This is a genomic window from Actinomyces wuliandei (assembly GCF_004010955.1).
Taxonomy (GTDB): Bacteria; Actinomycetota; Actinomycetes; order Actinomycetales; family Actinomycetaceae; genus Actinomyces; species Actinomyces wuliandei.
On the sequence record NZ_CP025227.1, the window covers coordinates 2,380,163 to 2,404,659 of the forward strand.

General features: G+C 67.6%; 15 protein-coding genes. 8 read left to right on the forward strand and 7 right to left on the reverse strand.

The window, feature by feature from the left end:
* Positions 1–209 precede the first annotated feature (209 nt).
* Both folE and CWS50_RS09905 read right to left on the reverse strand, forming a co-directional pair.
* Positions 210–794, reverse strand: coding sequence for a GTP cyclohydrolase I FolE (folE, locus tag CWS50_RS09900; protein WP_257494089.1), 585 nt, complete (start codon positions 792–794; stop codon positions 210–212).
* A 945-nt stretch (positions 795–1,739) separates the two neighbouring features.
* Positions 1,740–4,250 carry a hypothetical protein gene (locus CWS50_RS09905; RefSeq protein ID WP_127842659.1) on the reverse strand — a complete coding sequence of 837 codons (2,511 nt, stop codon included), beginning with the start codon at positions 4,248–4,250 and terminating at the stop codon, positions 1,740–1,742.
* A 377-nt stretch (positions 4,251–4,627) separates the two neighbouring features.
* Between CWS50_RS09905 and CWS50_RS09910 the strand changes: the two genes are divergently transcribed.
* The 6 genes from CWS50_RS09910 to CWS50_RS09935 are packed head-to-tail and all read left to right on the forward strand — an operon-like array spanning position 4,628 to position 15,333.
* Positions 4,628–6,757 (forward strand): hypothetical protein, encoded by a 2,130-nt coding sequence (locus CWS50_RS09910; RefSeq protein WP_127842660.1) that lies wholly within the window; start codon positions 4,628–4,630, stop codon positions 6,755–6,757.
* A complete protein-coding gene (locus tag CWS50_RS09915; RefSeq protein ID WP_127842661.1) occupies positions 6,754–9,069 on the forward strand; it encodes an RAMP superfamily CRISPR-associated protein in 2,316 nt (771 codons plus the stop codon). The genes CWS50_RS09910 and CWS50_RS09915 overlap by 4 nt, the downstream gene beginning before the upstream one ends.
* Positions 9,066–11,195, forward strand: a complete 2,130-nt coding sequence (locus CWS50_RS09920) for an RAMP superfamily CRISPR-associated protein (protein WP_127842662.1) — start codon at positions 9,066–9,068, stop codon at positions 11,193–11,195. The genes CWS50_RS09915 and CWS50_RS09920 overlap by 4 nt, the downstream gene beginning before the upstream one ends.
* Complete coding sequence (locus CWS50_RS09925) at positions 11,176–11,748, forward strand: hypothetical protein (RefSeq protein ID WP_127842663.1); 573 nt, start codon at positions 11,176–11,178, stop codon at positions 11,746–11,748. The genes CWS50_RS09920 and CWS50_RS09925 overlap by 20 nt, the downstream gene beginning before the upstream one ends.
* A gap of 1 nt (position 11,749) precedes the next feature.
* The gene (locus tag CWS50_RS09930; protein WP_127842664.1) at positions 11,750–14,050 is read left to right on the forward strand and encodes a hypothetical protein; all 2,301 of its coding nucleotides are present in this window, start codon (positions 11,750–11,752) and stop codon (positions 14,048–14,050) included.
* 59 nt (positions 14,051–14,109) lie between these two features.
* Positions 14,110–15,333 (forward strand): pentapeptide repeat-containing protein, encoded by a 1,224-nt coding sequence (locus tag CWS50_RS09935; protein WP_127842665.1) that lies wholly within the window; start codon positions 14,110–14,112, stop codon positions 15,331–15,333.
* 374 nt (positions 15,334–15,707) lie between these two features.
* Here CWS50_RS09935 and ftsH read toward each other — a convergent pair whose 3' ends face one another.
* The gene (gene ftsH, locus CWS50_RS09940) at positions 15,708–17,765 is read right to left on the reverse strand and encodes an ATP-dependent zinc metalloprotease FtsH (RefSeq protein WP_127842666.1); all 2,058 of its coding nucleotides are present in this window, start codon (positions 17,763–17,765) and stop codon (positions 15,708–15,710) included.
* Between the two features lie 295 nt (positions 17,766–18,060).
* On the opposite strand from ftsH, the gene CWS50_RS09945 reads away from it, so the two are divergent.
* The gene (locus CWS50_RS09945; RefSeq protein WP_127842667.1) at positions 18,061–18,309 is read left to right on the forward strand and encodes a hypothetical protein; all 249 of its coding nucleotides are present in this window, start codon (positions 18,061–18,063) and stop codon (positions 18,307–18,309) included.
* Here CWS50_RS09945 and CWS50_RS09950 read toward each other — a convergent pair.
* The 4 genes from CWS50_RS09950 to dacB all read right to left on the reverse strand — a co-directional run bounded on the left by CWS50_RS09950 (position 18,306) and on the right by dacB (position 23,471).
* Positions 18,306–19,217, reverse strand: a complete 912-nt coding sequence (locus tag CWS50_RS09950) for an NlpC/P60 family protein (RefSeq protein WP_127842668.1) — start codon at positions 19,215–19,217, stop codon at positions 18,306–18,308. The genes CWS50_RS09945 and CWS50_RS09950 overlap by 4 nt on opposite strands.
* 464 nt (positions 19,218–19,681) lie before the next feature.
* Complete coding sequence (locus tag CWS50_RS09955; RefSeq protein WP_127842669.1) at positions 19,682–21,244, reverse strand: hypothetical protein; 1,563 nt, start codon at positions 21,242–21,244, stop codon at positions 19,682–19,684.
* A gap of 118 nt (positions 21,245–21,362) precedes the next feature.
* Positions 21,363–21,917, reverse strand: coding sequence for a hypoxanthine phosphoribosyltransferase (gene hpt / locus CWS50_RS09960; RefSeq protein ID WP_127842670.1), 555 nt, complete (start codon positions 21,915–21,917; stop codon positions 21,363–21,365).
* A 156-nt stretch (positions 21,918–22,073) separates the two neighbouring features.
* Positions 22,074–23,471, reverse strand: coding sequence for a D-alanyl-D-alanine carboxypeptidase/D-alanyl-D-alanine endopeptidase (gene dacB / locus CWS50_RS09965; protein WP_127842671.1), 1,398 nt, complete (start codon positions 23,469–23,471; stop codon positions 22,074–22,076).
* A gap of 364 nt (positions 23,472–23,835) precedes the next feature.
* Here dacB and CWS50_RS09970 point away from each other — a divergent pair, with 364 nt between their 5' ends.
* Entirely contained in the window at positions 23,836–24,336 is a 501-nt protein-coding gene (locus CWS50_RS09970; protein ID WP_127842672.1) for an inorganic diphosphatase, read from the forward strand.
* Positions 24,337–24,497: the final 161 nt, after the last annotated feature.

Below are 24,497 nucleotides of genomic sequence, written 5' to 3' on the forward strand. Positions count from 1 at the left end.
GACCGCCGTGGCGGCCTCCCCCGATACGGGGCACCAGGCCAGCGGCGGCTACGTCGCCAGAACCGCCAGTCTGCGCACCGAGCCCGCCAAAGCAGACACAACGGACGTGACAGTCACCAACGTCAAGTACACAGGAGACTGTTACCCTGTACTCAGAATCTGCCTCTGACCTTCACGACCCCGCACCCCGCCCTGCTTACGACCGCCGCTCAGTGCCGCCTACCCAGGATGAGGCTCATGGCCTCGCTCCGGGTGGCGGCACTGCGCATGCTGCCACGCACGGCGCTGGTGACCGTGCTGGAGCCCGGCTTGCGCACGCCCCGCATGGACATGCACAGGTGCTCCGCCTCGACCACCACAAGCACGCCCTGGCAGCCCAGCCGCTCCACGAGGGCGTCAGCCACCTGGGAGGTGAGCCGCTCCTGGACCTGGGGGCGGCGTGCGTAGCCGTCCACCAGGCGGGCCACCTTGGACAGCCCGGTCACGCGACCGTCCCGGTCAGGGATGTAGGCCACGTGGGCCACCCCGTGGAAGGGCAGCAGGTGGTGCTCGCACACCGAGTACATGGGGATGTCGCGCACCAGGACCATCTCCTGGTGGTCGGCGTCGAAGACCGTCTCCACGTGCCGGGCCGGGTCCTGGCCCAGGCCAGAGAACATCTCCGCGTAGGCGCGGGCCAGCCGCTCCGGTGTGCCACGCAGGCCGTCACGGTCGGGGTCCTCGCCGATAGCGACCAGGAGGTCGCGCACGGCCCGCATGACGCCCTGTGCGTCATAGGCGCCCGCAGGCTCCACGCCCTCCCTGGTCGCTGCGGCGCGCCCAGGAACCCGCACAGGTGGCGCCTCCCTCCGCCTGGCGTCCTGCCCAGGATCCTGGCTGCTAGGCCACTCACGCTCACTCACGGACCCGGTACCTCCCCCGGTCTGGTAGTCGTCCCTGGCCCCCACCACCCTGTGGCTGCGGGCCGCCAGCAGGTCACCTCACCGGGGCACCCACCAGCCCGCAGACACTAGCCGACGCCACCTGTGCCACCTTCGCGCCGCGCCCGTACCAGACCCGCACTGGGATGCCGCCCCGGAGGCAGCGGACGTCCACGCCCGCAGCCATCCTGCACGCTCAGCCTGCTCCGTGCCTATACAGATCGTTGGAATCTCGCCGATCTAACAACACGATGACAAGGACCGCACGCCTCCCATGTGCAACGCGAGCCTTGATGCACACGGGAGCCGCGTACCCCAGTCACGCTCCCGCCCAGAACCCTGCTATTACGCCGTTTCTACCTCGTGCGCAACAAGGTGGGCGTGCAAGAGCGCGCAGCTAGCACCAGCAGGCCCGCAGAGGCCGCAGCAGAAAGCATGCAAAACAACCCGAGCAACCTGCGGGAGACGCACGACGTCCCTGGCGCGACCCCGCCCACCGCCTAGAACCTACCCGTCGGCGGGCAAAGGGCCTTCAGCCCTGGCACGACCCGCGCCCACCCACCTCGCACGGCCCCGCCTAGACGGAGCCGCCCACGACAACCGTCCCAGGCGAGCAGAGCACTTTCACCCCGTCACAGGACCCCACCACAAGACGCAGAGGGGACCACCTTGGCTGACGGCCCATCGACCGCCTACCAGACCCCCACTGTGAGGAGCCGAGGCCGGTACCACGTCGTCGCAGGACGGCAGGGGGACACAGCAAGTGCTCCGCGCCCTGCACCGAGACAGGTGCCGGGGCAGCCCCGTGCGTGTCCCGTCTCAGGAACCCTGCAGCCTGCGCACCAGGCCATCAAACCGGCGCTTCCAGTCGGAGCTGATGTCCACGTTGAGCGCCCCGGGCCCTTTGCCCGTCCCGGCATGCCCAGCATCCTGCTCCAGCACCTCAACGAACCGCTCCAGGAGCTCGCTCAAAGAGCGCGTCGCACTCACGCCCTTAGCCGCGCAGGCTTCCTCAAGGGCGGTCGCAACCGTGTTCTTCCCGTGGGTAATCACCACCCGGTTGCGCGCCTCATAAAGGAGCTCTTTCAGGTCTCCTCTTCCAAGGGTGTTCAGCTCAAGCCGACCAGAACCACCCTTGGCTGACAGGCAGCAAGGACCCTCGTGGAGAAGGCTTGTACCCTTTTTCCTGTTCTTTTTCGGTCTGCTGATCTCTGCGGCGACGACAAGCAGGCGCGCCAGGTCCTGGTCCTGGCTGGCCGTGGCGGCACCCCGTGCCAGGCAGGAGACAACCCTGAGCACGTCAAGGATGACGCCTGCATGGCGGTCGCGGTCCTTGGCAGCCGTGGCGGCCTGGTAGTCCTGACGCAGGCTGTCGCACTCCTCCGCCAGCCCGGTCATGCGGCTGTCCCCGGCGCTGAGGACCCTGACGGCGGTGACAAGGTTGAGGCTGCGCAGGCTGGTCAGCGCCGCCTGGCACAGGGCCTGCTCTGCGTCGCGGTGCAGGGCAATACGGTGGAGCTGGGCCGTAAGTCTGCCGCATTCCTCCCCGGCCCTCCTTGCACCGGCGCCATCACGGCTCTCGTCGATGAAGGTCTGCAGGAACAGGGGGACAGCATGGGTCGCGCACCACTCCTGGGCCGCCCCCAGCGCCCCGTACACAGCCTGCTTCTGTCCGGTCCCCACGATCACGACCGCAGCCGGGCCCTTCTCCTCCAGGGCCGTCTCCATACAGCGCTGAGCGCGCTCCAGGACCGCTGCCGGGCACTCGTGCTCCTGTGCTTTTCCTGCACCGTAGCAGCGGCGCTCCACAAGGCTCCGATCATCGGCACGCCAATCCTTATGCCGACAGGCCGAACGGGCTCTCTCAGCAATCCTGGAGGCCATCTTCTGCGACTCTTCGAGGGAGGAGTGAAGCAGGAGGAACATGACCGGCAACGGAACCCGGTCGCTCAGCATACCGCCCGGCACGGCCCGCCAAATTCTGTCCTCCGGGGGGCATGTCAGAACGCGCTCAGGTAACGTCAGACGGTCATCGATGGCAGCCCCGCTGCCACAGGGGACAGTGTAGAGGACCGGCTCAGGTCCCGGACGGGAGATCCAGGAGGGAAGCCGCCCAGGCAGCTCCTTCTTGCTGTCGATATACTCGATGTCGCCACCTGAGGGAACTCCTGCGCTGTGGGTAGTGGTACCAATCTCATTGAGACACCTCTGCTGGCTGAGCCACAGGACGGAACCGGGGCATGGTCGCCCTTCTCGCCTTTTCTCCTCCACCTGCTTCTCCGCCTCCCCGATCGCCTCCCCCAGCGTCAGCTCCCATTTTTTTGCCTTCTTAGCCGCCTTCCCCGCCGCACACTCCTGCTTATTCTTGTTGGGCAGGTTCAGGAACAGATCCTCCCCAGAGGCTTCCCCCCGATCCTCCTCCTCCTTGCGAAGGGTCCTGTAGTGCTCACGCGCCCAGGCCCTCAGCGCCAGGCTGGCGCTGGTGTCCGCCCGAGCCATAGACAGGCGGGCGATCGTCGCCAGCCCCTCCTCTCCCAGCCTGCAGGGCGAGCTCTGGTAGTGGCGCAGGACCTCCGCCAGCTGCCAGTAGGAGTCATCCGCAGGCCCCTGGCCCGGGCAGCGCTGCGCCTCCTCAAGGTAGCCCAGTGAGCGCAGCCAGTAGAACGGTGCTACTTCCCTGGAGGGGAACCGCAGGACGAACGGTTCTGCCCCCTTGTTCTCCCCCGCCCCTGGGGCCGCGGCGAGACACCAGTCCCGGCCAAGCATGTCGGCAGCGCCCATGATCGCGAAGACCAGCGTCGTCGCCCCTGACACCCCGTTGATAACGACCTTCTCCGAGGGGTCGAGGCGGCTCAGACCCTCCTGGACCACCAGGACGTCCTCCTTCTCCTCCAGACCCGCGCACGTCACGCGCTCAGCCCGGATGCTGACGTCCTGCCCCAGCCTCTGCCTGATCCCCTCCCGACCAGCGTCAGAGCACAGAATCTTCTCCATCAGCTCGGCAATAGGTTCCGTCGGGGTTCCCTCGCGCCCACCCGAGGTCCCGACCAGAAGCACCGTGACCTGCTTGTCCTGCCGGGCTTGCGACCGCAGGACGGGAGCGAGCGGCCTCTCGCTGAACCGGGCACCTGGAGGCGCGTCCAGCACGAGGCCAGCCACGCGGGCCATGTCCGCGGATGTTCCCGGCACCTCGGCGCCGAGAAGGCTGTCAGCCTGCTCCTGCAGCCCACCCAGCAGCCTCTGGCGCTCCTCGCCCCGCTCGCGCAAACTAAGTTGCACAATATCGTTATTGAGGTCTCCGTCGCCAACGGGGTGGATTATAATAGTCACGGCCTCTCCTACGACTGGTTCTGTCACGTCCCGGCCGCCTCACCAGGCACCCAAGTCTGGCTGCCTCACGGGCGGCGGGAGCCCTGCGGACGCAGGCAGCCAACGCGGCAAGGGCACCAGCACAGCCAGGCTGCCGGTACTGTCACGATACCGCCACGCAACTGCGTCATCTCACTGCGGCGGCGACATCCGTCATACAACTGTGATGCTACCCCACTCCCCTCCTCCGCGCCCACACCCCGGCACCGACTGGGACACCACTGGCCTCCCAGCCTTTGATTTAGGCGGACCAAATTAGCCCCACGCCTCGTCAGGCTGTGTCACACTGTGGTGACCTGCCGCGTCCCCGGATCTGCCGCTGGCCCTGGAGGAGCCCCATGTACCTTGTCATGCTGGAGACCAACAGCAACCAGCGCTACATCTTCTCCTCCCCGCGCCTGCGGGAGAACATCGGCGCCTCCGCCCAGCTGACGCGGCTGCCAGGCTGGGTCGAGGACGCGCTCACGACCACCAACGTGGCCGACGGGTGGGAGAAGGCGCACCCGCGCCCACAGGACGACTCCTCCGGCCTCAGCACGCAGTGGGTGTCCCGGGCCTCCGGCAAGGTCATCCTCAGGGTGGACGAGAAGGAGCAGGCGCGCACGGTTGTCCGCCACGTGACCCGCAAGGCCTTTGAGGAAGCGCCCGGCATCGACGTCTCGGGAGTCTTCGTCGAGATGCGCGGGGACCACGTCACTGCGGAGGACCTCAAGACGATCCATGCCGAGGCGGCCCGGTACGCCCTGGTCCGCCCTCCCACGAGCGCCCGCTTCAGCCGGATGCCCTTCCTGGCCCAGGCGGAGGACTCCGTGCTGCCCGCCGCGCCCCCGCTCGGCGTCGGCGACGAGTCGAGGGACGACCGGGAGGCGCCGCTGTCCCTGGAGTCTCGGGTCAAGAGGTACCAGGCCTACTGGTCCCGCAAGGAGCTCATCGACCTCGCGTGCCAGAGAGAGGGCGACCTCGCCGCTGCCAGGGAGCGGCTCTCACGCGACCAGCGCATGCTGGAGAAGAAGCTGAGGGCAGCCTTCCTCCTCGACGGCCAGGGAAGCGGCAGCCCGGGCAACACCGCCAGCGGTACAGGAGAGGCTAAGGACGACACGGGTGTTCGCCGCCTTGAGGACCTGCTCCAGGCCAACTCACGCCGCTCCAGCCCGCCTGGCTCAGGCACGTCCGGCACACGCGCCACCTCGGGCAGCAGCGTCTCGGAAGGACCGGAAGCACAGACCTCCAACTGGCGGCGCGCCCTGCCAAGAGTTGCCGTCATCCACATTGACGGCAACGGCGTGGGCGCGATCATGCGGGACCTGGACAGGGCACTTGGCCAGGTCCCTCCCGAGAAGCTCGAGAGGGCGGTCGACTGCACAAATGACGACCCGGACGCCTTGCGCCGCTTCGTACTTGAGGTCAGCAAGCGGCTGAACAACACGGTCATGGAGGCCTTCGCTGGCGCCTGGGCGGACGTCGCCGGATGGGCCGAGCAGGACGCAGCGGCGGCGGGCCGAGCGCCTACCGCAGTACCAGTCGTCCCCGTCATCCTGGGCGGCGACGACGTCACCGTCATCGCCAGCGGCGACTACGCCCTGCCCTTCGCGGACTCCTACCTCCGTCGCTACGAGGAGGGGACGCGAGACGACCCGCTGCTCTGCTACCTCCATGACGTGGACGCGGATGGTCCCACAGGCGCGCGCTCGCGACCGGACACCAGCCAGGAGCAGCAACCTGCCTCTCCAGGCGCCCTGACCGCAGCGGCAGGAGTCGTCATCACACGCAACGGTTTCCCCTTCCACACCGCCTACGACCTGGCCGAGAAGCTTGTCACCCGGGCCAAGACGGTCGCCAAGTCCCAAGTACCGGCACGGTCGGTCCTGACCTACCACGCCCTGCTCGACTCCACCGTCCTGGACGCCGACCAGGCCCTGGACGCCTACTCCTCCTTCACCACCCGCCCCTGGCTTCTCACGGATAAGGACGACGGGGAGCGGCGCAGCCCTGCAGCCCCGCCCGTAAGCACCGCCTCACCCGGAGCAGGCCAGGACACCGCCGCGCACATCTCCTGGACCGATGTCTGCCAGCGGGTCAGGGTCTTCAAGGAGGGTGTGGAGGAAGAGAACGACGAGCGCCACCGTTACAGGGCCTCCGCCACGTCTCCCGGAGCCCGGGAGAAGGTCGTCTTCCCCCGGACCCGGGCCGTCCGTATCCGCCGCTACCTCTCCGACGCCGCCCAAGCCAGGCTCGCTAACGAGCAGGGCCGACGCAAGAGGTTGGAGCGCACGGCGGAAAGAGAGTGGGAGGCGGCCAGGAAGGCTCGTGACTGCCCCAGACTGATCGAAAGGATCGGCGGCAGGAAGGAGGCCTTGTTCGACCTCCTGGAGCTGGCCGACCTGCTGCCAGACAGCTACCTGGGCAGGTCAGCCACGGCAGACCACCACGACCCTATGGCCCCAGCCTTCGAGGAGAGCCAGGTATGAGCGAGCCAGGTATGAGCACAGGCATGGGCTCCAACGCCGGGGCATCTGTCCAGGAGCCACCCGTGCCCACGGACGAGATCCACGATGTTCCCCTCTCGTTCCCCCTCTCGGTGGTCTTCGCCTCCGACTGGGGTGTGGGCACCGGCACCGGGGTAGCAGGAGGTGTCCGTTCCGTCATCGAGCGGGACAGGCGGGGCCTGCCCGTGGTCCGCGGCACCGTGCTGGCTGGGGCGGTCCGTGAGCAGGCCGCGCTCGTCGCCCAGGCGCTCGACGCCGCCGACACTCCGGAAGACGCCCCTCAAAAGGGCGGCTGGCGCCGTTTCACCGAGGCGCTGTTCGGGACGAACGAGAACCCACGGCTGGTCACCTTCTCTGATGCCGCTATCGCCCGCGACCCCTCCACAGGCGGCGAACTGAGCGAGGACATGGTCCACGAGGTGGTGTCCCTGAAGATCGACGACAGGACGGGCGCGGCCGAGGAGGACCACCTGAGGTTCCTTGAGAGAGCCCGCGCCTGCACCCTGAGCGGCCAGGTCGAGCTGGTCTCCATCGACCCGCACGGGCGCCCCATCACCTGGGACGGCCAGCAGCGCCGGGCGGCCCGGCTCGTCCTGACACTGTCAGCACTGCTGGTGCGCGCCATCGGCTCCCACCGCACCGACGGCGACGGGGAGTGCACTGTGCTCCTCGGTGAGGAGATCGAGGACGGGGCTCCTGACCTGGTCCAGAAGCGGGCACAGAGACAGGCTCGGGAGGTGAGAACCCAGTGCCGTGCCTGGCTGCGGGAGAAGTGGGCCCAGACCGCCCCGCAGGTCCCAGCACCCCGAGGCGACGACGCGCAGCGTCTGGCGAGCACCCCGCACCTGCCCGGGAGGGGCCTGCAACACCGTCAGGACAAGGACGTACGCGCCTCGGCAGAGGGCGCCCCGCCGGAGACGACCTACCGCCAAGCCAACCTCGACATTACCCTTGACACGCCGGTCATCTCCTACGAGACACCCATGTTCAACGAGGTGCGCTCCCTGGACTTTCTGCGCGGCACGGCCCTGCTCCCCCTGGTGCACCGCAGGCTGCGCCAGAAGCTGGACAGCCCGCTCGTGCGTGACGCCGTCGTGACCGGTGACCTTCTGGTCTCCGACGCCCGGGCGGTGGTTGACGACATACTTGGGCTACCTGTCCCGCTGGTCCTGTCCAGGCCCAAGATCGAGCGAGACACCCCAGGTGAGACGCCCCCTGCGGTTCTCGCGGAGGCCACCGGTACGGAGGAGGCCGGCCAGAGTGGGACTACCGGTGCTGCACAGGAGAGCAGGCTGCTCCACGTGACCAACCGCCTGCTCGCACCTGAGCCGCCGGACGTGCACACGCCGATCCGCTCCGGCTACCTCTTTCTTCCTGACCTTCCCGGAGGGTCTCCCGCCCGCCCCTCCCCTGATCCGCAGGCAGTCTCCCGGACCGACGACGTCATTGGTGCCATCGGCGCCCCAGCCCTCGTGGGCCGTCAGTCCATCGCCCTGGACCCGCTCACGGGTGCCGCTGGCGAGGGCCAGCTCTTCCTGGTCCGTGCACTGCCCGAGGGCCTGCGCATGCGGGCCACCGTCACCATGAGCGAGCGCCTCTACCGTGAGGTCCAGAACCACCTGCCAGACGCGTTCCCACAGGAGTCCTTCCCCGAACGTATTGGGTCGTGGCGCCTGAGCGGGACCTACGGGCGGGCCACGTGCCACCTGGGCGGCTTCGACCCGGTCGAGCCTCCACAAGCCACCTGGTCCAAGGAGGCCGCAGGGACCCGTCTGTGGACCACGCTGTGGTTCACCTCCGACGTCCTGGTCCGCTCCCCCGCGCTGGGGCCGGGCGGCAGGCTCAGGGATCTGCTCACTGCGCTGAGGAGGGCCGGAGCAAGGGTCAGGCTGGCTGACGAGGGCTGTCGTGACGACCGTGACAGGAGCCGTTTCTCCGCAGGTGTGCGCCACCGGCGCGTGGACTCCTGGGCGGCTGCGGACAAGCAGCCGCGAGCCACCCGCACGGCCATCCAGGCGGGCTCCGTCCTCAAGGTGAGCCCTGCCGAGGACGCTGACGAGAAGGCCGCCATGGCAGCGCTGACCCGCCTGTCGGTGACCGGTGTCGGCGAGCTGACAGCCCAGGGCTTCGGACGCTTTGTCGTCGACCACTGGCTGCTGGAAAGCAAGAACAAGGAGCTGCGGCTCTCCCGTCTTTGTGCAGCAGCCTTTACTGCTTCTGCGGGTTCCAGTTCTACGGGTACCAACACCGCCAGGTCTGAGACCGCCACTGCGAGGACGGAGAAGAGCCAGTGACTGTGACCCGCTACGACCTGACCGTCTATGTCGAGACACTCTCCCCGCTCCACTCGGGCGGCATCGACGAGGAGGTGGACCGCAGCCGGGACGACCGCACCAGCGTGCCCCGGGCCTTTGCCCGTGACGGGCGCGGCCGCCCTGTGCTCACCGGCCGCTCGGTCAAGGGGGCCTTCCGCGCCGCCTGGCAGCGCCATTGCGAGGACGCGGCCACAGGCGCGGACGACGCGGCCAGCAGCTCAGCGGGGTCACCAGGTGACGGGCACAGGACAACAGAGCGAGAGCCCCTGGAGCGCCTCCTGTGGGGTGCCACAACCCGCAACAAGGCGGACCGCGCGGAGAATGAGGTGCTGCGTGCCGCTGCCCTGACCTTTCACCCGGTCAGCCTGGGGGAAGCCGCCAGCCGCGTTCCAGCTGGCTCAGACTCGACGCCGCAGCGCGCTCCGGACCGCAGGGCCAGCAGGAGCCATGAGGCAGGCAGCAGAAGCCGCGAGGCAGACAGCGAAGGAGAGGGCACGGCAGAGACGGACATACCCGGGCAGTCCGCAGACCTACCCACTCGCACAGGTATCGCCGTGGACCGCTACTGGGGCACGGCAGGCAGCACGGCCTTGTTCCAGCACGAGTACGTGCCCGCAGGGCGGCTGCTGGAGCTGAGGATCACCGCCCAGGCAGGGGAGATGCCGCTGGACTCCCACCACGACAGCCTTCCACGCCCCTGGAACCCGGCTGCGGTGACCGAGACGCAGGTGGAGAGCCTCCTCACCGACATCCTCGGACTGCTCAAGGCAGGCCTGGTCACCTTTGGTGGCCGCAAGGGTGCGGGCTGGGGACGGGTGCAGCTGGCGAGTAAGCCCACGGTGAGAGCAGGCGGAAAGCACCCGGGCAGGGCCTGGCACCTGACCAGGTCCAGGCTGGGATCCCGTGAGGACCTGCGCCGCTGGCTGTCAGGTGGTGAGAACATCACTGGGCGCATCGCCGAGGCTGTCGAGAAGTCTGCGAGAGCGGTAGCGACAACCTCCCCACGGGTGCGTATCGAGATCTGCTGGACCAGCCCGACGGGGATTCTCGTGGCCACGCCACCGGAGGAGCCCTCTGTCAGTGGCCCTCGGAACGACCAGCCAGCCGAGGGCAGGGCGGGCACGAGCCCAGGACGCCCGGGAGATAGCAGGACACGAGACGGAAAGACCCTCAGGAGGCGGGACGACCGCAAGGACGAGGTAGAAGAGACCACCCCAACCGTGCCGCTGCGCTCAGGCCCTGGAGAGGACGACCCGCTGGTCCTGCCCGGCTCCTCGGTGCGCGGTGCCCTGCGCTCGCGGGCCTCACGCATCGCCCGCACGGTCCTGGCGGCCCACAAGGAGGTCCACGAGAAGGACTGGCAGGGCATGTACATCCACGCCCAGCTGGCTGAGGACCCTCCTCTGGTCAGGGACCTCTTCGGCAGCACCGAGCACCGCGGCGCCCTCACCGTCTTGGACACCGAGGCCCGCGAGAACGGGACACCCCGCACAGTGACCCACAACGCGGGCGACCGGTGGACCGGAGGCGCCGCAGGTGGCGCCCTCTACAGTGAGAAGGTTTACGACGGCACCCGGTGGAACGATATTGTCCTTGAAGTAGACCTTGACGCTCTGGGCAGGCAGCTGGAAACAGGAGGAGAGGAAGCGGCGGAGGGCCGGTCAGGAGCCGACGGCCAGCCCGGTCCCGGCAGCCATCCCGGTCCTCCTGACCAATCCGATGGCTCTGAGCTGGCGAGGGTCAGCCGGCAGCGGGCGGCCTGGTGCCTACTGGGTCTGACCCTCGCCGAGCTGGCCGCCGGGACGCTGCCGCTGGGCAGCCGCAGCACTCGCGGGATGGGGCAGGTGCGTGTCACCGGTATCTGTGTGTCGGGCACCGGCGGCGTGCAGGACATCGTTGACGACCTGCCCTGGGATCTCGCTGCTCCTGACGACGACGTCCCTGGCGCCTCGTCCCTGGCCAGACAGGTGCTGACCAGGCTGCAGGATGTCAACAAGAAGATCGAGCCCCAGGCAAACAGCCAGGGCCTGACCGGCTGGTCCTCCTACCTGGTTGAGCCGGGACAGGAGACGGAAGGAGGCAGCAGTGACCAGACAGCAGGATGACCACCTTCTGAGTACGCCTCTGCGCAGAGGCTGGTGGACGGTCTCGCCGATCCCTCAGGGTACCCTCCACAAGGTTCTCGACCGGGCCGCCGGTACCGTCGCTGAAGGCCTGGAGTGGCAGGGGATCGCCTACACCACAGCCGGTGCGCGTGCGGTGCAAGAGGTGAGCGCTGACGCCACGCTGCGCGGAACGCACAGCCCAGACGCAGCAGACGCAGAGGTGCCGCTGGGCACAGTCTACGAGCTACGCCTGTGGACGGTGCTCAGCGAGTCGATGCGTGGCAGCGCCAGCCTGCTCGCCCGTGAGCTGCGGTGGCTCAACGGCTCAGACGCGGTGGAGGTCACCATCAGCGCTGGCAGTGCCAGCACAACCGCTCAACCGTCCGAAGGCACGCAAGAGACCTGCTGGTTCCGAGAGAACACGTACCTCCAGCACAGAGCGGACCCCTCGTCCACGGACGGCGCCATGACAAGTATCGAGGTCTTTGTCGAGGAGCAGAAGTACTCTAACACGGTCTTCATCGACGAGCTCATGACCGGAAGGTGGATCTGAGATGAATGACTTTGAGCCCTTCCACTCTGCGGTCAACCGCATCCCGGTGCTGCGGGACTCCGGCGAGCGGCTGGCGAACAGAGGCGTGCTGCCACGCGAACTGTTCACGGACCACCCCGCCCCCGGCCACGACCACCTGGCGCCCGAGCGCTGGTCCGGGTCTATCGACCTGGAGATGACGGTGCGGACGCCGCTGGTCTTTGGTGAGCAGAAGGGCGGCACAGTCAGCCTGCCTGCGGACAGCCACGGCCAGCCCGTCGTGCCTCCGACCATGGTCAAGGGCATGATCTCCCGGGCCTACGAGGCGCTGACCTGCTCGCGGTTCCGGATATTCGGGTACTCCCCTGAGGAGGAGGCAGGAAGGCAGCCAGACAGGCCTCACTCCGGGCCCCTGACCTACCGCGGTGACGCGGCCAGCGCCCTGGGCCTGGTACCGGTCCGTGTCTCAGAGACAGACGATGAGGGCCTTATCGGCGAGCTGTTCTACGGGGACACCCGGGTCATGAATGACTACCACGAGGGCTCCATCGTCTACCCCACGATGTACGCGGCGGCACTTCAGGCCGGAAACGCTGGGCACGCGGAGCCCCGGGCCGGGACCAGCGCGCTCGAGAGGCTGTTTCCGCACGGGAAGGAGGTCCGCTGCCACCTCAGCCTGTGCCTGCACGGCGACCGTGGCAAGGAAGCCAGGAAGGAAGCCAGGTATGCCTACTGGCAGGTCACTCATGTCCGTGATGGCGAAAGCTTTCGGGAGGTGTTCCGCATCAAGGACTCGGTGACCATCGTGGACACCATGGAAGATGTGGCCGGGTACGTCTGCAGAACCACCCCGGACGGCAAGCGGCCCAGAGACGTCTTCCCTCGCAAGCACGATGAGCGTTTCTTCTTCGATGTGTCCCCCCAGGGACCACACCGGGTACGGATCACCAGAGAGGTGAGCCAGGCCTACGCCACCGTCGTCCAGAGCTACGTGCACCAGTGGGACAACGACCCCCGGGCAGGATCCCGCACACCGAACCGTGCCACCCACAGTGCGCTGCAGGGTGGCCAGGAGGACGAGGGAGGCTCCTCAAAGGCAAGGCTGGAGGTGGGGGATCTCGCCTTCGCCGTGGTTGACGAGAGCTCTGGACAGCCTGTTGTCAGGGAAGTTGTCCCGACGATGATAGGCCGCCGCGCCTACGGGAACAGCCCTTACACCCTCGCCGCGACCCAGCGGGTGCTCCCGCTCTCCGGTGCCCGTGAGGCCTCCGCAGCAGACCGGCTCTTCGGCTACGTCGTCCCCTCCGCCACAGAGGATGCGAGAGGTGGTGACGTCGCCGCGCGAGGAAGACTGGCCTTCGGTGTCGTTGACACCTCACGAGCACGCATCAGCCGGGAGGCTAAGACGCTCTCCCCGCTGCTAGCTCCCAAGCTGGGATCTGCACGGCGGTTTCTTACCGACCAGGAAGGCCGCACGCCGCGCACCTGGAACTCAGAGACCGGGAAGCAGGGGCAGCTGAAACGGGAGGGCTACTTCTCCTCCAACCACCACCTCGGAGCCGCCGCCTACCCGGTACACCGGAAGATCCTCGGCCAGACCACCTTCCCCACGGAGGCGACAGCAGCCCCCACACTGGCAGGCAGGGACCAGAGCAATACTGATGTGCGTCTGACCGCCAGAAGCTGGCTGAAGGCTGGCAGCATTCTGACGTGCACCATCTCCTTCACCAGCCTCAGCAAGGAGGAGCTGGCCGCGCTCATCTGGGTGCTCGTACCGGAGAACCTGGTCCCCGAGCCAGAGCGCCAGGAAGGACAGAACAGCCCCGATACCGTCGGCTACCTGCGCATGGGCCTAGGCAAGCCTCTTGGGCTCGGGGTGGTTGAGGTGCGCATCGCCGAGGGCGGCTTCCACGCTCGCCGTGGCGACGGCCTGGCAGAAGGCTACATGGTCCTGACTGGCTGCCTGGGTGAGGACGACACGAGCCGTGCCGACGACGCGTCCCTGGCCACCAATGACCCGGGGAGCTTCACGCTTCCGAATGAAGACAAGCTCCTCAAGACCCCATGGGTCCAGGCCATGCAGCGTGCCGCATTCGGCTACGCCGATAACGTCGAGGTTCGTTACATGACCCTTGAGGAGAACAGGGCGAACAACCAGATCAATGCCCACACTGGTGAACCTGCAGAAGGAGCGGGAATCGCACCACGCGACATGTTCGGGCACGACGCGGCAACTCCGCTCAGGATCAGTACCGGCCGGTCTCGCGCCCAGCCACGGAGGCATTCACCTCGCTCTCACCATGGGCGTACGGGCAGACGGTAGCCACCTGCAGGTCAGTCGGCGAGACGGAGAACGCCGACACAACCGGCGGACTGGGTGGAGTGGTTTTTCTCACTACTCGGTACCGGTCGCAGCTGCTGGCAGAGCGTACGCACGAGCAGGCCTCTCGCTCCGCAGCCTACGACCTCCTCTCTTCCGACAGCCAGATCAAGCGGACAGCAGGGGTCCACGATCTCGTCACCCTGGCCGACGACCACCCTGGGCAGCTCGCACAACGCGCTGTTGACACTCTGTGCGAGTACCTGCGGGCCGGGCACGAGGGCGACGAGCTTACCGAGGAGCTCATTGTCCGCGCTCTTACCGACCACTTCCGCAAGGACGCCAGCCCCAGCTGGTCAGGCTGCAGCCTGAACCTCAAAGGAGCGCACTTCCACCACCCCGTCGACTTCAGCCGCTGCATATTCAGGGAAGACACTGTCTGGAGTGGCGCCTGCTTTGATCAGCCCACCCTCTTCCGTGGCGCAGAGTTCCACAAGTCGGCAATGTTCTGTGGGACCACGTTCACAACGCCCACAAACATGTCCGGGGCCCGCTTCAGCGGCTCAGCGCACTTTGAGAGAGCCTTGTTCCAGGGGCGGGCCGAGTTCACCTCAACACTATTCTCTGACGATGCGTTCTTCGGGGCGGAGAGGTCCGAGAGCGGCTACGTCGACTACACCTTCCTGGATTCTGCGTACTACTCGGGGGCAACGTTCGGGAGAGACGCCTGGTTCGGGCCGGGCCCGCTCCCCAAGGGGAAGCAGCCTCCAGGTGGAACATACGCTGCCGAGCAAAACAGCTCCTACGACCTGGTCGCAGGCTTTCAGGGAGACGCCACCTTTAGTGGCGCCCACTTCATGGGGGACGCCCACTTCGCGTACTCGTTCTTCAGCGGGAACGCGTGGTTCTCGCCCAGACGGCACGGGCACGCCGACGGCAGGACGAGACAGGTCGAGCCGACTCCTGTCCGATTCGAGGGAGAGGCAGACTTCGACCACGCCGTGTTCGGCGGACGCAACCCCTCATTTCGGTTGGCGGAGTTCCGGAATGACCCCACATTTAATCAGGCCGTGTTCGAGGCGCCAGTCTCCTTCGAAGGATCCTCAGACATCTTCGGTCCAGATCTCGAAGAGAGTCAAGGAGTAGAACTCATGCGAGACCAGAGCGGCAGGCCTCTGGTCACGTGGGCCAGGGACAGGAGGAAGGACGCTGACCGCGTGCCCGAGGAAGAGGGCTCCCAGCCTCACCGCAGCCGACAACCTCGTAGCGGCCGCTCAGCCCGCTGACCGCACGCACTTCCTCCCCTCCCGCACACGTCACTGCTTCACACCCAGGCGCTCCTTGAGATCGGGCAGCATCCTTGGACGACAGAACCCCTCTGCGCTGCAGAGGCCCGTTCCGCAGACACTGGCTTTCATCCTCCCACCTCCCCGACCCACGGCCTCAGCGCCCCCAGCAGGACGCGACGCAGCAGCCTCATGACCCCTCCTCGGGAACTGTGCAGCCTCACAGGCCAACCCATCGTAACGACTTGGAGACCGCAACACCCTGCTGGCCTGTGTTGCTCGTCCGCCGCCACCTTCCCTGCCAGGGAGCACGACGCCAGCGGCCCGACGGGAGACGACGCTGACGCCTGAGGACGTGGCCTCCTCCGACCCACTTACCTGGGGTCGGAGGCCTCCCCAGCGCCCTGAGCAACGCCTGCAACATCCTCAGCACCGTCGTAGTCAAGGCTCTCGTCGCTGCGCCACAGGGGGCGCTCGGCCTGTTTGACCACGGGGGCGAAGATCCTCTCCAGGTCCTTCTCCAGGAGTGTCTCGCGCTCCAGGAGCTGGCTGGCCAGGTCGTCGAGGACGGCCCGGTTGCGGGTGAGGATCTCCCAGGCCTCACGGTGGGCAGCGTCCAGGAGCACCCGCACCTCCGCGTCGACGGTGGCAGCCACGTCCTCAGAGAAGTCCCGGCTGGTGGCGTTGAGCCCCAGGACGGTCTCGTTCTCCGTGGTTCCCAGCTTGACCGCCCCCACGGCGGCCGTCATGCCGTAGTCGGTGACCATCTTGCGGGCCGTGGCCGTGGCCTTCTCGATGTCGTTGGAGGCGCCGGTGGTGGGGTCACGGAAGACGATCTCCTCCGCAGCCCGGCCTCCCATGGCGTAGACGAGCTGGTCCAGCAGCTCGTTGCGGGTGGTGGAGTACTTGTCGTCACTGGGCATGACCATGGTGTAGCCCAGGGCCTTGCCCCGCGGCAGGATGGTCACCTTGGTGACCGGGTCGGAGTAGGCTCCCGCCGCAGCGCACAGGGCGTGGCCGGCCTCGTGGTAGGCGGTCACGCGCTTCTCGTGGTCGTTCATGACCCGGGTGCGCTTCTGGGGGCCCGCCAGCACCCGGTCGATGGCCTCGTCCAGGGCGCGGTTGTCGATGAGGTTGGCGTTGGACCGTGCGGTCAGCAGGGCCGCCTCGTTGAGGACGTTGGCCAGGTCGGCACCGGTGAAGCCCGGCGTCCTCTTGGCCACCAGCCCCAGGTCGACGTCGGGGGTCAGCGGCTTGCCCTTGGCGTGGACCGCGAGGATGGCCTCACGTCCGCTCATGTCGGGGGCCTCGACGCTGACCTGCCGGTCGAAGCGCCCGGGCCGCAGCAGGGCCGGGTCCAGCACGTCGGGGCGGTTGGTGGCGGCGATGAGGATGACGTTGGTGTTGACGTCGAAGCCGTCCATCTCCACCAGGAGCTGGTTGAGGGTCTGCTCCCGCTCGTCGTGGCCTCCCCCGGTGCCGCTGCCGCGGTGACGGCCCACCGCGTCGATCTCGTCGACGAAGATGATGGCAGGCGAGTTCTCCTTGGCCTGCTCGAACAGGTCGCGCACACGGCTGGCACCCACGCCCACGAACATCTCGACGAACTCGGAGGCAGCCATGGAGAAGAACGGCACCCCCGCCTCCCCCGCCACTGCCTTGGCCAGGAGGGTCTTACCGGTCCCAGGAGGCCCGTAGAGGAGGACCCCCTTGGGGATCTTGGCCCCCACGGCCCGGAACTTGTCCGGCTCGGAGAGGAACTCACGGATCTCCTCCAGCTCCTCGACCGCCTCGTCCTCCCCGGCGACGTCGTCGAAGGTGACGTCAGGCATCTCCTTGGAGCCGACCTTTGCCCGGGACCTGCCAAAGCCCATGGCGCCGCCCCGGCCCCCGCTCATGCGCGTGAGCATCCACCACATAAGGCCCAGGAAGATCATGGTGGGCAGCAGGAGCTGGAGCATGGAGGACCACCAGGAGGAGGTGGGAACCACCGAGTTGAAGCCTGCCGAGGGGTCAGCGTCCTGGACCAGGGAGTCCACCTGCTCCGCCTGGGCGTCGGTGAAGGTGAACTGGACCCTGTCGCCCATGTTCTGCTCCGACTCACCCTGCCGCTTGGGCTGCTGGACGTAGCTCTGGGTCAGGTCCAGCTCGACGCGCTGCGTGCCGTCGATGACAGTCACTGACTCGATGATCCCCGGGTTGTCCTTGAGCAGGGCGAGGCCGTCAGAGGTGTCGATCGCCCGGTAGCCGCCCAGGGAGGAGGCTACTGACCACACCAGCAGGGCCACCAGGATGATGGGGGCGACCCACAGCAGGGGGTTGCCCAGCGCCCCACGACGCCTTCTGTCACGGCCGCCGCGACCGCCCCTCTTGCTCTTCCCACCCCGGAGGTCCGGGGTCTTTCGGCCAGGCTGCTGGCCCGATTCACTCATCAGCGGTGGATCCCTTCACGTGTCTGATGCTCACACCGTAGTCGATGAGAGGCGGGGGAACCCCACCGATCCCTGTTGCGGTGCCTCACGTTCGCACACGGCGTGCAGAAGGCCGCCATTGCGGGCACCCGGAGCAGCTGCCTCGGCAGGGCTCACTAGCCGCCCAGCAGCAGCCGGGAGCGCAACGCCGTCGTGCATGACGGGCGCGAGCTGCCGCAGGCTCCCAGGTGCGGATCAGAACCGTGCAGGGTCACGGCTACCGCACCGACGACGGGACCAGCCTTGAGGGGACCGGATGAGGAACGCCCGCCGCACCGTCACCGTCGTGGTCCTCACGACGTCGTTGCTTGTCCTTACTGTCCTTGCCGCCGCCAGCCAGGCCGTGCTGCGCAGCTACCTGGTGGGGCAGATAGTGGAGGCGCTGCACCAGGAACGTACCGTGCTCACCCAGGTTGCCGCTGGTCCTGGCACGGGTACAGAGGAGGCCGACAGCGCGACCGAGAAGGCGGAGGAGGCCCTGGACCACCTCTTTGACCGCTTCTAAAGGCGGCTCCAGGCGGGGCGGGCCACAAAGCTCAGGTCCTCCTTGAGGAAGTTCCACATCTTTGACACGTGAACTCCCTGGCCGGCAGCCACGCCTGTGGAGTGCATGAGCATTCCCTCCCCCAGATAGATAGCCGCGTGGTAGACGTTCCCGAATGTGGTCCGCGCGCCGACGCCGCCCCCCGTTGCCGCATTCCGGTCCGGGTCGGAAAAGAACATGATGTCACCACGCTCGTAGTGGTCGTCCGAGTCCAGCCACACGTCGCCACGCGCATAGAACCAACTAGCAAGATTATTCGCCGACCACGCCCTGGAGGTCTCAAAACCGTCACCAAAGTCGACGTAGTAGCCCACTTTGGTGTTCTGGTCGGCCACATAGGTGGTGTGGTGGTAGTCCCAGCCCAGGACAGCCATGCCGACAAAGGTGGAGCAGGACACGGCGTGGGGCTCCGAGGCGACCTGGTGGACCACCTGTCCCGTCAGCGGGGTCAGGCCGTTTCCGTCCCAGCCCAGGCGGGTACCCGCGTCGACGAAGCTCTGCCCCCGCGACACCAGGTCGTCTGCCGCCGTCGTGCTCGCGCTGCGAGCGGGCTGGGTGGAGAAGCTCTGCGGCACCGCCCACGTGCCGTTGGCAAGGCGCATCGACACGTTCCCGAGCCTGCCCGAGGGCCGCGACGACTCCACGGAGTAGGTGACGCCAGCACCGTCGTCGGCGAGCTCGTCCCCCCGCGTCCAGACCCTCCCCGACGGGTTGGAGGCCCGCAGCAGGTCGTAGAGGGTGTCGTACTGCGTCCCCCCGACCGACCCCGAGGCCGCCGCGGCCGGCACCCGGGAGATAGTGGGTGAGGCAAGCAGGGCCGCTCCCAGAAAAGTGATACCGCGCCGCGAAATAAAGGTTGTCTCAGCCATGAGCCGCTGTCTCCTGTCAATAGGGGTTCTGGCATCTTGCGGCCGTGACCATACCGCCACTACCGCTCCCGCCAAACAGGAGGGAGTTCATAGCGAGTGTCACATTGCTGACAACTATGAGAGCGTTCCGCCAGTCTTTCCAACACAGCCTGACCACGGGTTTTCCGCGCAGACGACACTGTTTACAGGAAACGGTGCAGCGGGAGCAGAAGGGCTGTCGGTCAACACGAGGACCGTCAGCCCGCCACTTTCTGCCAGCGGTGAATTATGGCTGACCTCACCTCTTGGCGCGCCGCGGTTCTACGGAATACGTCTCACCGCGATACATGGCCGCCTCCCAACCACAGGCTCCACCGCCCAAAAAGTGTGTGCCCGCACCTTGGGGGTGCGGGCACACAACGCCAGATAGCGACCTCAAACTGAGACCTTTTTGTTGCTGACTGCCGCCGTCTCCGGCGCCGTCGTCACCGCCTCCGGCGCATCAGCCTACGAGCCCCGTCCACCGTAGCACGCAGACGGGACACCTGGAGGATCCTGCGCTGACGCAGCAGCAGGAAGACCGCGCCCGACGCCAGCATCGCCAGAGCCAGGACGCCGACCAGGAGGCTGGAGGAGGGAAGTCCTGTGCGTGCCAGCGAGGACTCCCCCTGGCCACTGGCCGCCGCGTCGGAGTCGGCTCCAGGGTCTGCCTGCGCCGCAGCCTCCTGCGCGCCGTCCTGGGAACCTGCCGCCTCAGCCTCGCCGACAGGGGCGTCATAGGACGTCACCGCCGGGTCCTGGGCAGCCTTGCTCTGAGGGTCATCGGCGTCCTCGCCCTGGGCGCCCTCAGCGCCTTCCTCGGCCCCGGCGGCCTCACCACCGTCCTGAGGGTCCTGGGGGTCGGCAGCGCCCTCGTCCTGGGCACCCTGGCCCTGGCCTCCCTGTGCCCCGTCCTGCTGCTGAGCAGCCTCAGGATCCTCGCCCTGGGCGCCCTCAGCGCCTTCCTCGGCCCCGGCGGCCTCACCACCGTCCTGAGGGTCCTGGGGGTCGGCAGCGCCCTCGTCCTGGGCACCCTGGCCCTGGCCCCCCTGTGCCCCGTCCTGGTCCTGGGCAGCAGACCGAGAGCTCGAGGAGGAGTATCCCCAGGCCGGACGGGCCACGAAGCTCAGGTCCACCTCAAGGCTGGCCCAGAACTGGGTAACGACAACACCGCTGTCGGCCGACGGACCGGTGGAGTGGATCAACTGGTTGTCGCCGAGATAGATCGCGGTGTGGTACACGTTACCGAAAAAGACGTCACCCGTTTGGACAGAGTCAGACTGCCCCCGGGGATCCTGCTCGGAGAAGAAGAGGATGTCACCAGGCTCGTAGCCGCCCTCGCTCCCCAGCCACACGTCACCGTTGGCGTAGAACCAGCTGGCAAGGTTGTTCGCCGACCAGAAGCCCTTGTCCTCAAGGACGTCGCCAAAGTCGACACCGTAGCCGACCTGCGAGTTCTCGTCAGCCACGTAGGTGGTGTGGGAGTAGTCCCAGCCTGCTAGCGCCATACCGACGAAGGAGGAGCAGGTCACCGCGTAGGGTCGGCTCATCGTGGAGTGGACGACCTCACCGGACAGCGGCGTGAGACGGCTGCTGTCCCACACCAGGTCGTCTCCTGCCTCAGCGAAGGTCCTGGCACGGGACAGCAGGTCCTCCACCGCCTCAGGGTCCGGTGAGGTAGCGGGAGAGGTAGCCAGCCCTTGCGGGACCGCGTACTGGCCGTCATCCAGGGAGACGGCCATGCTACCCAGTGCTCCCTTGGGCAGAGTGCTGGTGATCTCAAAGGTCATTCCGGAGCCGTCACCGGCCTCCTCGTCTCCGTCGGTGACGACAGTGCCGGACAGTCCGGTGGCCGCCTTCATGTCGGCAACCGTGTCAAAACGCGTGGCAGTGGTCGTCGTCTGCCCGACCGGCCCGGCCCCGGCAGCAGCGAGCGCCGGGGATCCCAGGCCAAGAGCGACGACAAGGGCTCCAAGGGCTCCGGCTAAGGGCCGGAGCACCGATCTCATGACTGGCAAGGTCTCTTCTTCCTGTGGGGTTCGGGGACAGCTCGTACGCGATGGCACGCTGCGGACCTGAGCCCACCGCGCCTGCCCACAGGACGGGCACCCGAGAAAGGTTCAGGCCTCAGGCGCCGTAGACCTCTGGACGCAACGTACCAATTACGGAGAGATTACGGTAGTTCTCAGCGTAGTCCAGCCCGTAACCGACGACGAACTCGGTGGGGATGTCGAAACCGACGTACTTGACCCCCACCTCGACCTTAGCCGCCCCAGGTTTGCGCAGAACGCTGGCGATTTCGACCGAGCTTGCCCCTCGCGATGAGAGGTTGCCCACAAGCCACGACAGGGTCAGGCCCGAGTCGATGATGTCCTCGACGATGAGGACGTCGCGACCGGTGATGTCGGAGTCCAGGTCCTTGAGGATGCGGACCACCCCGGAGGAACGGGTCCCGGACCCGTAGGAGGACACCGCCATCCAGTCCATAGGCACCGAGCGGTGCAGCCGGCGGGACAGGTCAGCCATGGCGTAGACAGCACCTTTAAGGACACCGACGAGCAGCAGGTCGCGCCCCTCGTAGTCCGCGTCGATCTGGGCAGCCATCTCGTCAAGGCGGTGGCCGATCTGTTCCTCGGTGAGCAGGACCTGCTGGAGCTTGCCCCCCATGTCCGTGACGTCCATTGGCATCGCCTTCCTCATGGCAGGTAGCCGGTCAGGGCAGGTACCGGCCTGTGTCGCGCCAAGCCTGCCACAGGCCGCAGCAGCAGTGCCCCACGGCACACGCGGCCGCAGCCTTGCTGGCACGCGCTACCGCGACGTCGCGGTGCCAGCCTGCAGTCAGCCCTGGCAGCCGCACGCGGCCAGAGGCACCATGAGCCGCTCGTCGAGCGCACTCCTGGCGGCCGTCAGCCCTCCCTCGGCAAACCCGTCCACCACGACCGCGAAGGCCAGGAGCCGACCGTCGGCGGTGGTCACCACCCCCGACAGCGAGACCGTCTGGTCCAGGGAGCCGGTCTTGGCCCGTACCGTCCCCGCCGCAGCTGTGTCAAGGAAGCGGTCGTCCAGGGTCCCGTCCAGGGCGCCCACAGGCAGGGCTGCCAGGAGGGTGCGCCCGACCTCCCCGCCCTGGTCACCGGCTGCCCGGTCGACAACCTGTGCCAGCAGGCGGGCAGGAACCTTGTTCCCCTTGGCCAGGCCGGAGGAGTCCAGGAGGGTCACCCCAGCGGTGTCAAAACCGTCCTGACCCAGCTGGGCCAGGACCGCCCGGGCGGCGCCCTCAAAGTCGGCGCTCTCTCCCGCTGCGGCCGCGACCAGGTGCCCCTCGACCTCGGTCATGGAGTTGTCAGAGGTGCGCAGGGACAGGGCGAGGATGTCCGCCAGCGGCGCCGAGCTGACCGAGGCCACGGCCGTGGCGGAGTCTGCAGCCGCGGCCCGGGTGATGCTGCCCTGGACGCTGACCCCGGCCTCTCTCAGGTGGTCCGCGAAAGTCTGGGCGGCGTGAAGAGCCGGGTCAGAGGGGTAGCCCCCCTGGCCGTGGTAGGCGGACACGTCCACCATGATCGGCTGCACCCCCGACACCCACGCCTCGTTGCCCGCCTCCCACGCCTCGTTCCAGGCTGGCCCGCTGAAGAGGGTGTCGTCCAGGTGCAGCGAGACGCTGGTGACCCCCTGGCCCCTGAGGGCCTCGGCCGCCTGGCGGGCCAGGTCTCCCAGGCCCGCCCGGCCCGCCGTCGCCGTGGGGTCCCCCTCGTCAGCGGCGAGCAGGACGTCCCCCCCACCCACAAGGGTCAGGGTCTGCCCCTCAAGGACCGTCGAGGTCTCCCAGGTGTGCTCCGGCCCCAGGAGGGACAGGGCGGCCCACGCGGTGAGCAGCTTGTTGGAGGAGGCAGGCGTCAGGGCCGTACCAGCGCGGTGGTCGAGGACCTCCTCACCGGTGGCGACGTCGATGACGGAGGCGCTGACACTGGCCTCCTCCAGCGCCTCGTCCTCCTCAAGGGCCTGGACCAGGGAGTCCAGGGCGGCTTCCTGCGGGACAGGGGCGTCCTCAGGCAGGGGGGAGGGCTGGGACACCGTGGCCTGTGGCGAGGCCACCCGGGGAAAGGGCTGAGGGGTGATGTCCTCGGCGGCAGCGGTGACAGGACCAGGCACCAGGTCGAGGGCGTCGGCCAGCCCGTAGTACCCACTGGCAACAAGGAGAGTCGCCGCCGTCAGAGCAGCGATCTGGGCCTTGCGCATGTGTTCTCCGTTCATCCTCAGGCGCCGTCGAGCCACAGCCGGAGCCGCACCCGTCCCGGCCAGACGGGCAGTACACGTGCCAGCGGCTCGGCGAGGGCCGGTCCCACGACCGGGCACCAGCCAGGCTACCGGACATGACAAGCGGCAGAGCAGCCAGGGACCGGGAACGAGGGCTGAGGCGACCCGCCAGCGACCACTGAGGACGGCCGGGGACAACCAAGGACAGAGGGCTGTGGCTGCTGTCGCCGGGAGCCGTCGTGGGCCACACTAGTGCCGTTGAGACCCCACCAACCGGGACGGGACAGACCCCGACGTCGTGCCCTAGGGCACCTCTCGGGCTGGAAGCAACGCAAAGGAGGCCCCCGTGGAGTTCGACGTCACCATCGAGATCCCCAAGGGAAACCGTAACAAGTACGAGATCGACCACGAGACCGGCCGGATCAGGCTGGACCGGATGCTCTTCACCTCGACGCGCTACCCCGACGACTACGGCTTCATTGACGACACCCTCGGAGAGGACGGCGACCCCCTGGACGCCCTGGTGCTCCTGGAGGAGCCCACCTTCCCCGGCTGCGTCATCCGCTGCCGGGCGCTGGGAATGTTCCGCATGCGTGACGAGAAGGGCGGGGACGACAAGGTCCTGTGCGTCCCCAGTGCGGACCAGCGAGCCTCCTGGCGCACGGACATCGAGGACGTCAGCGAGTTCCACCGCCTGGAGATCCAGCACTTCTTCGAGGTCTACAAGGACCTGGAGCCAGGCAAGTCGGTGGAGGGAGCCCACTGGGTCGGACGCGAGGAGGCGGAGGAGGAGATCCGCGTCTCCTACCAGCGCGAGGCCGAGCGAGTCGCGCGCGAGGGCCGCTGACGGGGCTGGGCCTCACCGCGACAGCCAGGTAGCGAGCCAGGCAATCCAGACAACGAAAACGTCAGGGGACAACACTCCACCGCGTTGTCCTCTGACGTTTTCGTTGCGCTTGTTGCGCAAGCCTGCCGCGCGGGCTTGTCACGCGGGCTGGCGACGGGTCG